This window comes from Leptospira ognonensis (assembly GCF_004770745.1).
In the GTDB taxonomy this organism is placed as follows: Bacteria; Spirochaetota; Leptospiria; order Leptospirales; family Leptospiraceae; genus Leptospira_A; species Leptospira_A ognonensis.
The window spans coordinates 128,181-140,197 of record NZ_RQGD01000023.1; the positions used below are offsets into that span (position 1 = coordinate 128,181).

At 37.9% G+C, this 12,017-nt stretch carries 13 protein-coding genes; all 13 read left to right on the forward strand.

All coding sequences use genetic code 11. From position 1 onward, the window contains the following. The first annotated feature begins 12 nt into the window (after nucleotides 1-12). The 13 genes from EHQ58_RS08435 to EHQ58_RS08495 all read left to right on the forward strand — a co-directional run bounded on the left by EHQ58_RS08435 (nucleotide 13) and on the right by EHQ58_RS08495 (nucleotide 11,893). The gene (locus tag EHQ58_RS08435; protein WP_135623446.1) at nucleotides 13-978 is read left to right on the forward strand and encodes a sulfotransferase domain-containing protein; all 966 of its coding nucleotides are present in this window, start codon (nucleotides 13-15) and stop codon (nucleotides 976-978) included. Next, nucleotides 968-2,104, forward strand: a complete 1,137-nt coding sequence (locus EHQ58_RS08440; protein WP_135623447.1) for a DegT/DnrJ/EryC1/StrS family aminotransferase — start codon at nucleotides 968-970, stop codon at nucleotides 2,102-2,104. Before EHQ58_RS08435 ends, EHQ58_RS08440 begins: the two co-directional genes overlap by 11 nt. Further along, a complete protein-coding gene (locus EHQ58_RS08445) occupies nucleotides 2,101-2,511 on the forward strand; it encodes a sugar 3,4-ketoisomerase (RefSeq protein ID WP_135623448.1) in 411 nt (136 codons plus the stop codon). The genes EHQ58_RS08440 and EHQ58_RS08445 overlap by 4 nt, the downstream gene beginning before the upstream one ends. Before the next feature lie 6 nt (nucleotides 2,512-2,517). Further along, nucleotides 2,518-3,090, forward strand: coding sequence for an adenylyl-sulfate kinase (gene cysC / locus EHQ58_RS08450; RefSeq protein ID WP_135623449.1), 573 nt, complete (start codon nucleotides 2,518-2,520; stop codon nucleotides 3,088-3,090). Further along, nucleotides 3,091-4,035 (forward strand): SDR family oxidoreductase, encoded by a 945-nt coding sequence (locus EHQ58_RS08455; protein WP_135623450.1) that lies wholly within the window; start codon nucleotides 3,091-3,093, stop codon nucleotides 4,033-4,035. It begins immediately after the preceding gene. Continuing rightward, entirely contained in the window at nucleotides 4,022-5,002 is a 981-nt protein-coding gene (locus EHQ58_RS08460) for a TIGR00180 family glycosyltransferase (RefSeq protein ID WP_135623451.1), read from the forward strand. The genes EHQ58_RS08455 and EHQ58_RS08460 overlap by 14 nt, the downstream gene beginning before the upstream one ends. A gap of 46 nt (nucleotides 5,003-5,048) precedes the next feature. Then, the gene (locus tag EHQ58_RS08465; RefSeq protein WP_135623452.1) at nucleotides 5,049-6,011 is read left to right on the forward strand and encodes a hypothetical protein; all 963 of its coding nucleotides are present in this window, start codon (nucleotides 5,049-5,051) and stop codon (nucleotides 6,009-6,011) included. Then, nucleotides 5,963-6,970, forward strand: coding sequence for a Gfo/Idh/MocA family oxidoreductase (locus tag EHQ58_RS08470; RefSeq protein ID WP_135623453.1), 1,008 nt, complete (start codon nucleotides 5,963-5,965; stop codon nucleotides 6,968-6,970). The genes EHQ58_RS08465 and EHQ58_RS08470 overlap by 49 nt, the downstream gene beginning before the upstream one ends. A gap of 64 nt (nucleotides 6,971-7,034) precedes the next feature. After that, complete coding sequence (locus EHQ58_RS08475) at nucleotides 7,035-8,135, forward strand: hypothetical protein (RefSeq protein WP_135623454.1); 1,101 nt, start codon at nucleotides 7,035-7,037, stop codon at nucleotides 8,133-8,135. Continuing rightward, on the forward strand, nucleotides 8,125-9,126 hold the full coding sequence (locus tag EHQ58_RS08480; protein ID WP_135623455.1) for a polysaccharide deacetylase family protein: 1,002 nt from the start codon (nucleotides 8,125-8,127) through the stop codon (nucleotides 9,124-9,126). The genes EHQ58_RS08475 and EHQ58_RS08480 overlap by 11 nt, the downstream gene beginning before the upstream one ends. Further along, nucleotides 9,123-10,367: a glycosyltransferase gene (locus EHQ58_RS08485; protein WP_135623456.1), complete on the forward strand. Its 1,245-nt coding sequence runs from the start codon at nucleotides 9,123-9,125 to the stop codon at nucleotides 10,365-10,367. The genes EHQ58_RS08480 and EHQ58_RS08485 overlap by 4 nt, the downstream gene beginning before the upstream one ends. Next, on the forward strand, nucleotides 10,364-11,071 hold the full coding sequence (locus tag EHQ58_RS08490; protein ID WP_135623457.1) for a methyltransferase domain-containing protein: 708 nt from the start codon (nucleotides 10,364-10,366) through the stop codon (nucleotides 11,069-11,071). Before EHQ58_RS08485 ends, EHQ58_RS08490 begins: the two co-directional genes overlap by 4 nt. 6 nt (nucleotides 11,072-11,077) lie before the next feature. Then, nucleotides 11,078-11,893: a class I SAM-dependent methyltransferase gene (locus EHQ58_RS08495; RefSeq protein ID WP_135623458.1), complete on the forward strand. Its 816-nt coding sequence runs from the start codon at nucleotides 11,078-11,080 to the stop codon at nucleotides 11,891-11,893. The last annotated feature ends 124 nt before the right edge of the window (nucleotides 11,894-12,017 follow it).

Genomic DNA, 12,017 nt, shown 5'->3' on the forward strand with positions numbered 1-12,017 from the left:
TGAGCAAATCTCATGAGAAATACGATCATCCATATAGGAGCCAATAAAACTGCTTCTACCACATTGCAGAGAGCATTGTTTTCGAAAAGCAACCATCTGCAGTACATTGGTGAAGATGGGATTGGCTATCCTGATTATGCGAATGCTTTGAACTCTTTGATTTACGATGATGACCTTTACTACCAAAAAGAGGAATGTAAAAAATTATTTGAAAACAACCTCGCGTCCCGAGAAGACAAAACATTAGTTTTTTCTAGCGAAGATGTACTAACAAGTACTGTTCCTGTCGCTTGTGCCAAACGACTTCACTCCTTTCTGCCAAACGCAAAGGTACTACTTGTCACTCGAAATCAGTTCACGGCTGTTCCCTCTTTTTATGCCAACCATGGCGCTTTTTTAAAACCAGCACCACCTTCTTACTTTAGAAGGCATGTATCTTTACAGGAATGGATATCTTTCCAAGAAATTTTTATCAAGTATGGGGCACTCGCAAGTTTTAAATACAATACCTTGGTTTCCATTTATGAAAATTTGTTTGGGGCAGATAATATTCATATATTATTATTTGAAGAATTCCAACAGGATAAGAAGAAATTTGCAGAAAAGCTTGGTGATTTATTGAAGATTGAAGTGAAAGAAATTTTGGAAGCTCTTGAAGGAAGACACGAGAGAAAACGATACACAGGCAGAATGCTTACTTACAATCACTTCCGAACCAATTTTTTTTGGGGCGTAAAGTTTTCCAAATTTATACCTTTTGGCAATCCGTTGGTACGGAAGTTTTATGGTTTCCTGGAACAAGGAACAGCTGCAAAAATTCCTCTAAACGATGAAATCAAAAAGAAAATTTCAGGATTATATGCAGTCGAAAATTCAGAACTTGATCAGAAGTATCATTTAAATTTAGCAAAATATGGTTATCCCATGATAAAGACAAATAGCAAGGAACAAGCATCAGGTGACAAATATGAATTTTGAACTGTTTGGTCCATCAATAACGGATCTAGAAATCAACACTGTCATGGATGCCATGAAAAATGGTTGGTATGGTGAGAAAAAGTATTGGTATGTGGAAAATTTTGAAAAAGAATTTGCCAAATACCATGGTCGCGCTTATGCGATTATGACTCCAAATTGTACAACGGCGATTCACCTTTTATTGCTTGGACTTGGGATCGGTCCAGGGGATGAAGTGATCGTTCCCGAGTGTACATGGATTGCCTCTGCGACTCACATCACTCATGTCGGCGCCAAAACAGTGTTTGCTGATATTGATGAAAAAACATGGTGCATGTCTGCTGAAAGTTTGGAAAAGACGATCACACCAAAAACAAAAGCGGTCATCGTCGTTGATCTGTATGGAAATATGCCTGATATGGATGCCATTCGAGAGATCACAAAAAAACATGGAATCTATCTCATTGAAGATTCCGCTGGGGCTCTCGGTTCTGTATACAAAGGCCAAAAGGCGGGTAGCTTTGGTGTAGGATCTGTATTTAGCTTCCACAGAACAAAAACGATTACTACAGGCGAAGGTGGAATGCTTTTACTCGATGACAAAAAGATATTTGAGAGATGCCATTTTCTGAGAGACCATGGAAGATCCAAAGAAGTTCATTATTTTAACACAGAAGTTGCGTTCAAATATATGCCTACCAACTTACTTGCCTCGCTCGGATTTGCCCAATTCCAAAGAGTGGAAGAGTTAGTGTTAGCAAAACGTAAATTGCTATTATTTTATCGGGAAATCTTTTCCGACATTCCCGATCTCTATTTAAATCCAGAGCCACCAGAAGGTAGGAATGGAGCTTGGTGTACGTCTCTCATTTTTGGACATAGCCACAATGTGACGAAGGAATCTGTCATGAAGGCATTGAATGAAAAGGGATTGGAAGGAAGGCCATTTTTCTATCCGCTCAGTTGCATGCCTGCATATGGCGGTGCCTCACCGGAGAAGGAAGCCAAAAATCCGATCGCCTACGATCTTTCGAAGAGAGGGATTTGTCTTCCGGCAGCATTCCAAACGGACGCACAGAATTTACTAGAGTATTGCAATGCCATTCGTTCGATTATAGGTTTTCAAGAAAGGAAGGTTACATTTTGAATCATATATCAAGTGTTAGTATTAAGGAAATGCCGATTCATTTAAATGACCAGGGATATCTGGCAGCTTTTGATGCGGCAAAGGATTTTCAAATCGATGTGAAACGTTTTTTCATCGTTTCTAGTCACAAAAATGCGCAGAGAGGAAAACATGCGCATAAAGCTCTGACGCAAATCCTCATTTGTGTCAGTGGTAGCTGTCGGGTACTCGTAGATGATGGTCAGGAAAAAAAGGAATACCTTCTTGACCGACCCAATCTAGCACTAAAGATACCGAATCACATTTGGGCCGAACAAAACTCAGAATCAGATAATACCGTACTCGTTGTTGCTTGTGATCTCCCTTTTGATGAGAACGATTACCTTCGTAACTACGATGATTTTTTAGAATTTAGAAAAGGGACGTAAAGCCTCATGACTTTATTTGATTTTACGGTCAGTCAGTCTGACAGAGCTAAGATGAAAAATCAGACTCCACTCGTGGTTTGGTTTACTGGATTATCTGGTTCCGGCAAAAGTACGATTGCCAATCGTCTGGAAGAAAAATTACACCAAGCGGGAAAACACACTTTCATTTTGGACGGTGATAACGTAAGACATGGGTTAAATAAAGATTTAGGGTTTAGCGAATCAGATCGAGTGGAGAACATACGTAGAGTGGCAGAAGTATCGAAGCTTCTTTTTGATGCTGGCCTGATCGTCATCGTTACTTTAATTTCACCGTTTCGTGCCGATAGAAATCTAGCCCGTAATCTATTTAAGAAAGGTGAATTTTTTGAAGTATTTGTAGATACACCACTGGATGTTGCAGAGTCTCGCGATCCCAAAGGTTTATACAAAAAAGCAAGAACGGGTGAGATCAAAAACTTTACCGGTATTAGTTCACCGTATGAGGCGCCAGATGCGCCAGACTTTCGTATCTTGACGACGGAGTGCTCTCCTGATGTTGCCAGCTCCCAAATCCTTTCGAGGTTTTTTAAAATTTAAATGAAAATAGTTGTTACAGGCGCCCTTGGACACATCGGCTCCTCATTCATTCGAGTCTTACCTGAACATTTCTCTGATTTAAAGATAATCCTAATCGATAATCTAATGACGCAGAGATACTGTTCTCTCTTTAATCTTCCAAACAATGCGGAGTATGAATTTATCGATGCAAGTTTAGAAAATTTAGATCTAAGTCAAATTTTAGATCACGTTGACTATGTGATCCACCTTGCAGCCATTACAGATGCAGCAGGAAGTTTTGGGAAAGCGGAACTTGTGGAAAAGAACAATCTTTCCTCAACAAAACTAGTCGCAGAAGCATGTGCAAAGTCAGGGGCTAAGCTAATCACTTTATCATCCACGAGTGTATACGGGACGAGCGCAACTTTGGTCGATGAAAATTGTTCTGCTGCCGAATTGAAACCACAAAGTCCTTATGCCATCACCAAGCTCAAAGAAGAAGAGTTCGTGCAATCTCTAGTGAAATCGTCGGGGCTAAAAGCTTCGATTCTAAGGTTCGGAACCATTTATGGAGTCTCACCGGGGATGCGATTCCATACAGCGGTTAATAAATTTTGTTGGCAGGCATCATTTAACCAACCCATCACTGTTTGGCGGACAGCCTACGATCAGCTTCGGCCTTATCTAGATTTACGAGATGCTTGTCGTGCACTCGTACATATCATAAAAACAGATCTATTTGATGGCGAGATTTACAATGTATTAACTAAAAATATTACCGTTCGCGAAGTCGTGGATTGCATCAAAGAATTCAAGTATGATCTCACGATTCACTTTGTTGACAACCAAATCATGAACCAATTGTCCTATGAAGTTGCTTCAAAAAAATTCGAAACTACAGGATTTGTTTTTAACGGCGATATCCGTAAAGGGATAGGGGAAACGATGGCTCTTCTTGGAAATCGAACAAATGGAAACAGATAAAATCAATCCCAATATGAGAGATTTGACAATACTTTTGGCATTAAAGGATCGCGAGGTTTATACACAAAGGTGGATTGACCAAAATATCTTTCCTGATTTTTACTACGTGATAGCTGATGGTAGTTATGCTGACCATAATCAAAAAATATTTAGTCAAGTAAATTTAGAAAATGTGAATTACATTCGTTTTGTTCCAGATAGTACCTATCCTATTTATATTCAGAAGCGTTTAAAATCATTAAATGAAATTAAAACAAGATTTGTTTTGTATGCCGATAATGATGATTTTCTAATCAGAGATGGTCTCAATCAGATCATGGATTATTTAGACCAGAATCGTGAAATCACGCTCGTGCAAGGAACAGTCGGAAGAGTGGTAGAAGAGAAAGAAGGTAACTTTTCAAAGATTTCAAACTGGGACCATCATCTTTCTAATGGAACAGCTTATGAGAATATAAAAGTATGCCTTTCTACTTATTATTCACTTTTCTATTGCATTTCAGAAACGAAAATTCAGAAAAAGATTTTTGAATTGTTTGTAGAGTCAGGAACTGTCAGCCCTTATTTAGTCGAAGAATTTCAAACTTATTTTTCAATCGCAATGTCAAGACCGAAGGTGTTACCAAACTACTATTACATACGATTAGCCAATTCAGTGGGTTCCCAAGATGCCGGGTTTTCTGAAAAACATAAATTCGATCTGTGTTTGGATCAGAATTTCCATCATAGCTTCCATTTTTTGGTAAATCAGTTATCCAGTTACCTTCCTGAGATCGATAAAAGTTTACTGTTAGAAGAACTACGACAATACCAAATCTCCAAAATTAAGACAAGACACCTACGGTTGAAAGAACATATTCTAGTAACTCTAAAATCAAAAATACAGCGTGTAACCAAATCGATGCATATGGTATTTAAGAAGAAAGTATTTTCTGGTAAGGACATGGGGGCAATTTTTAATTCATAGGTTGATGCTGCCTTGAATTCGAAATGATTTCTTTCACCTTTAAGTTATGCTAAACAAAAATATTCTCATTTCAGGTGCAGGCCAATTAGGCTCTCGTTACTTGCAAGGATTGTCAAAGTGTCAAAATCCACTAAATATTTATGTCCATGATCTGTCCTCCGATTCCCTAAAACTAGCGGAAGATAGATGGGGAGAGGCAAATGAGAAGGAAATAAAACACTCTGTACGGTATCTAACAGATTTAAACGAGATCCCAAAATCGATACATCTTGCAATCGTTTCCTCTACATCCACTCAACGTCCCAATCAGATTGCAGAGATCAAGGCAAATGCAATTGTTGAGAACTGGATTCTTGAGAAAGTATTGGCTCAGAGCCTCGCTGGTTTAAATCTAATTGAGACTACATTGGGAAGGGGAGCGAATGCTTGGGTGAACACTCCGCTTAGAAATATACCTTGGTACCGATCCATCAAGAATTCTCTGAAAACCGTCCCACCCTTGGACATAGTTTTAGAGAGTGGTCCCTGGGGACTTGCCTGTAACGCCATTCATTTTATAGATCTGGTGGTTTGGTTTACAAATGAAAAACTAATCAAACTCCATACAAGCGCTCTAGAAGCACAATGGCAACCAGCAAAGAGAAATGGATATTGGGAAGTATTCGGCACATTGATAGCGGAATACTCTGGTGGTTCCAAGTTAGTCCTTACTTCCTTTGAGGAAGGTGAAAAAACGATTCTAATCAATATCTCAGATAACATAGACGAGTGGACAATTAATGAAGAGACAGGGATAGCAAGATCTAAAAAAGGAAATGAGATTTTGGGTAGACTTCCATTTCAAAGTGAAATGACGGGAGCTCTTGTCGACGAAATTCTCAATACAGGAAAATGCAATTTATGTCCGCTTATTGATTCGATACGTATGCACGAGATTTTATTAATCGCACTATTGGAACATTGGCAGATCAACATGGATCCGGATGCAAAGGTATTGCCAATCACATGATCGAAGCACGTAAAAATTTATGGCTCCTCGGCACGGGGCCGCATGCGAGAGCCTATGTGAAAGTGTTAAGCGAGATGGCAACGGAATATGAAGTGATTGGTCGCAGTGAAATATCAGCCTCTGAATTTTCTACGTTAACAGGAAAAAATGTATTATCTCGCGACCTAACTCAATCTCTCAAGAGAATCGGTGCACCAGACTATGCCATAGTTTCTGTTAGTTTTGACCAGCTTGCTCAAGTTTCTATTGAACTCATCCATGCTGGAGTTAAAAATCTTTTGATTGAAAAACCCGGTGGACTCAATTTACAGGAGATCACAGCGATCCACTCCGCGGCATCAATCCATAAGACAAAAGTTTATATCGGCTATAACAGGCGCTTTTACGAGGCAGCAATCTATGCACGTAGACAAATTGCCGCCGAAGGTGGTGCGCTCAGCTGTCATTTTGAGTTTACGGAATGGGCGTCTACGATAGAAGATTGGAATGTCTCGCTCGATATCAAAAATCACCTTCTCATTGCTAACTCATCCCATGTGATTGATTTGGCTTTCTTTTTATGTGGGAAACCCAAAAACATGCAGAGCTATCATAGCGGCGAGATTTCTTGGCATACTAGGTCTGCACGGTTTGCCGGATCGGGCGAGACAGAAACGGGTGCCTTGTTTAGCTATATTGCGGATTGGCAGGCACCTGGCAGATGGGGTGTAGAAGTCATGACCCGCGAGAATCGATATATCTTCCGACCCATGGAACAATTGCATAAAGTAAAGCTTGGATCTGTTACCTTGGAATCGGTAACTTTGGACGATGCAATGGATCGCGAATTTAAACCCGGTTTATTCAGGCAAACCCAAGCATTTTTGAAAGATGAAATCGCAAACATTTGTTCTCTGGAGGAGCAGGTGCGAATGATCACTATTTATTCAAAAATGGCGGGATACAGCAATTCACTCTAATCGTTTTTAAACATTACGAATTTAAAAACGGAACACTCGTTATACCAATTCACAAAAACAGAGCATGCTGGAAAATAACATCTTCGAAAATAAGAAACTTTTGGCGATCATTGACTCTCCTATCAATGCTCTAATGCTCAGCCAAGTTTTAGAAAGTAATTTTGAACTTCATATCATCTATGTATTTGATCCAAAAAGAAAGAATGTAACAGAATATATGGAAACCATGAAGTTAATTTTGTCTGGCATTCCTATAGCATCTGAACGGCTCATTGAGATTGATTCTGATAAATTTTGGGAAGGAAGAGTTAAAGAATCTGTTGATCATGGCTTCCTCGTTGATTTAAAAAAAGCAAATATCGACTCATTTACAATCATAGGAAATTATAAGAACAATCCAGTAGCCAAAATTTTATTTGAAATGACGGAAATGATATTTTTATATCATTCAGCCAATGAGCTTCAAGAAATTGCGGATGATAAGTTATCGTTTAAACTGAAAACGTTCATCAAGCGGATTTTAAATGGAAAGCTCAAGCTGGCAGCGCTTTTCAAAAAACAAATCATTATCTCTCCTATCCGGATACAGTTTCCTAGTCTGAAAACCATCCACGTCGATTTGGTAAAGGCTCAATATGGAATTCAGTTTGATCGTAAGTTACCGGAAAAGGGAGACTTTGTGCATATCATGCTTCTGATCACTGGAGATGAGCCTGTGCACCCAGGGGATGCTAATCCTTCGAATTTTTTGAAATATTTAGAGGCGCATGTTAGAAGCGTTCAGTTGGTTTTAAGGTCAGAAAATCTGAAAGCGCAAATAAGAGTATTTGTCAAAGAACATAAATCTTATTTACCGCTCACCAAAGAGGAGAGAGGGGCACTTACCAAAGATCTGCGGGAAATCGGTTGCGAAGTCATTTTTGTAAACGATATACTTCCAAAAACTCTAAGAGTCATTCCTGGAGAAATGTTATTATCTTTTTTGAAAATAGACATTTTAACGGGTGAAGCATCCGCTTTTCTTTTGAATTGTGCAGGATCATCAGTTTCCTGTTATATTTCTGTTACCCAGTTTTCCTCCTTTAGAACCAAAGAGGAAGAAGGTCGAACGCAAGCTTTTCTTCATATCAATCAAATGCTCACCAAACCAGCAAATGTCATTTGATATAAAACCAAGAGATCGCAAATTGAATCTTTTAGAAATCATAAAACGTTATACGATCTCCGTTGAAGGGTTGGGTCTGATACTTTGCCTCCACCGAGTCAGTCTCAAAAAAAAAGATTCTCTGAATTCTTCTCTTTTTGTTGATATTGATCATTTAAACCTAGTCATCGATACGTTTTTGAAATCAGGCTATTCTTTTATTTCCTTTGATGCGTTTGTGAAGGAAATCGAACAAAAATCAAATGCCAAAAAAATCATCACGATCACCTTTGATGATGGTTATAAAGATAACTTTGATATTGCTTTGCCATACTTTGAATCTAAAAAGATTCCTTTTTTGATTTATTTGACAACTTCCTTTTTGGATGGTACGGCCCAACTTTGGTGGTTTGCTCTCGAGGCTTATTTGGATTCGGAAGGTGAAAAAGTAGATCCCGCAGGAAACAAATACACAGGATTAAGTTTAAATCAAAAGTTACATTTGTTTCTCAGCTGGCGCGAACAGATTCTAAAATCAACAGAATCAAAGGAAAATGCGTTCAAACAATTATTTGGAAACTTAGATTGGATATCCCTCAATCGCCAGCTAGCACTGAGTTGGGAGGACACCTGCGTGATGCAAAAGTCGAACCTTGTTTCCTTTGGGTCACATACGATCAACCATCCGAATTTAGCGGAATGTTCTGAAGAGGAAGTTAGGAAAGAACTTTCTTTAAGTAAGTCGTATCTTGAAAAAAAGTTAGAAACAAGCATTTCACATTTTTGTTATCCTTACGGCTCACGTAATGAATGTGGGCAGAGAGAGTTTGGTATTGCGAGAGAGGTCGGATACAAAACGGCTACTACGACAAGGTTTGGAAATATATTTCCAGAGCATAAAAGTCTTTTATTCTCATTACCTAGAGTTAGTATCACGAGTGATTTTACTATCAAAGAGTACCGGAAAAATTTGTTACGCAGGTTTATGCGTGGATCAATTATTAGCCAATGAAAGTGCTAATTGTAAATACCAGTGATATTGAAGGTGGGTCTGCAAAATCGGCGCTAACTTTGCATAAAGAATTTTTAGATTTTGGCATCAGTTCCGAGTTTTTGGTGCAGACCAAAAGTTCGATGGCAGAGGGTGTGACTGGAAACAGTGGAAAGCTTAATAAATTAAAAGTAGCGATTCGCTCTAGGCTAGATAGATTACCGCAGATTTTTTACCCCAATCGTTTAAAGTACCCATTTTCTAATTCATTTTTACCTGTTGAAGGCGAGGTGAAACGGAAGTTTGCTGAAGCAGATATTATCAATTTACATTGGGTGAATAATGGATTTATCAGTCTTGAATATTTAAAAAGTTTAAAGAAACCGATTGTTTGGACGATGCATGATTCCTGGGTCTTTACGGGAGGCTGCCATCTTCCTTTCGATTGCCTTAGATACCAGGCAAAATGTGGAGGCTGTCTCAGTTTACAGGCAAAGAGCTCCTTTGATTTATCTACTATTAACTGGTACAGAAAAAATAAAGTATTTATTCAATCAAATATAACATTCGTATCCCCCAGTCAGTGGCTGGCGGGTGCAGCTCGATCCAGTAGTTTATTAAAAAATAAACCAATCGAGACGCTTGGAAATCCTTTAAACCAAAAAGTATTTAAACCTTTAAATCAAAAATTTGCTCGAGAAGTATTGAACCTTCCTGATTCGAGTTTTGTATTAGGTTTCGGTGGAAATGCAGTGGTCTCCGACCCAAATAAGGGATTTAAAGAGGTCGTTGCGGTTTTACAATCGGGAAAATTAAAAGCAAAGAACATCACATTATTGGTATTCGGGAATAAGGACAGAGTGGATCTCAAAATCGAAGGTGTGAAAATTATAAATATGGGCATCATCAGTTCTGATTATCTGATGGGTTTGGTTTATTCGTCGATCGACTGTTTGCTTGTCGCCTCAAAGTCGGAAAATTTTCCTTATGTCATTTTAGAGGCACTAAGTTGTGGTACTCCTTCAGTTGCCTTTCGTGTCGGAGGAATCCCTGAATTGATTACTCACAGGAAAAATGGATATCTGGTTTCCCCGTATGATCTTACAGACTACGCAGATGGCATTAATTTTGTTTATAAGTTAGGAAAGGTTTCGATGCTCAAGTCTTGTGCAAGCAAAGCAGCGCAATTTGAAGCTTCGAAAATTGCAAAAAAATACATCTCTCTTTTTGAGACTTTGATACTAGCGAACGGAAGCAGATGATTGGAAAATTTAAAACTTATATAAATCAATTTTTAGTCCGTAACATTTTAAAGACAGTTGTGTTTACCGATGCTATCGATACAAAGCCTGTTTCTTCCATATTCGGTTTAGAGAGAGGCACGCCAATAGATAGGCATTACATTGAAAAATTTTTATCAAAAAATCGGGAAAGGATTTCAGGTGATTGTTTAGAAGTAGGTGATTCGGTTTATGCAAAAAAATTTGGGAGTACAAAATCCATTCGTATTCTAGAGTTTGATTCCGAGAAAACTCTTCTAACCCAAACAGCATTGTTTTGTGATCTTGGAAATCCAGAGGCAATACCCGAAGCAATCTTCGATACCATCATCTGTACCCAAACACTAAACTTTATTTTTGATCTTGAAAAGGCGATGAGATCCATATACAAACTCTTAAGGCCTGGTGGATCAGCCTTATTAACGGTCGGTGGGATATCCCAAATTTCCAAGTATGATTATGAACGCTGGGGAGACTATTGGAGATTTACTGATCATTCGCTTTCAAAATTAGCACAGCTTGTTTTTCGAAAGGAGAATTGCACTTTGTTAACTTTTGGAAATGTTGCAACTTCTTGTTTGTTTTTGCAAGGAGTCGCCTATGAAGATGTGAAGGATAAAAGCATATTTGAGGTGAATGATAGTAGCTATCAGATGATCATTGTTGGAATATTTATTAAGGATTAAAATCATATGAATGAAAAACAAGTTATACCAGATATTAACACTTTCTATGTTGACGATGTTGCGAAAAGCTACGAATCAAATCGTGTCAATGATAGATTTTGGAAATGGGAACATGAAACATTGTCGAAGATTCTTCAAGATGGAAAGAAAATAAACACAATAGTCGATTGTCCAGTAGGTACTGGACGATTCTTTTCAATTTATAAAACTCTCAATGCAAAAATCACGGGAGTTGATATTTCGCCTGATATGTTGAAAGAGAGCAAAAATAAAATGGAACTACTCGGTATATCTGACCAAGTAAAACTACTAAGTTCTGATCTATTAGACTATAAAAAGGAAGAATATGGGGAAGCAGATTTATTTATTTCTTTCCGACTGTTTCATTTGATAACTCCTACTAAAATTGAAGCAATGGTTAATAAAATCGCCAGTGTTTCTAAGGATTTCGTAATCTTACAGATATTTAATGCAAAGGATTTTAGTATTCCTAACTTCGTTGACAAACTTAAATCAGGTCTAAATAAAGATGACCTTGATTTCCTTCTTAAATTAAAATATGTTTATCGTTCGATCCGGACAATATTTTCTTTCTTATTGAAACGTACTGGAATTTCAATTTCGAAGGGAACCCCCAAAAATTCATCGAATTACTTTTTTGATATTACATTTAGTCATAATTTAACAGAAATAAAAAAGTTTTTCTTAAATAATGGGTTCGAGATGATTGATAAATTTGATCTATTAGATTCGGAACATTTTAAAACTGAAGCCATCTCGACTTACACTTCCATTTTAATTTTAAAGAAAATAAAAAAATAAGCGTGCTTCAAAAAATACAGATTCTCTTTAAAGATCGTAGGGATAAGCACGGTCTATCGATTTTATCTCGCTCAAAAGTTTATCGGCTATTTAATTTTACTAAGGAAAATCCACTATATTATTT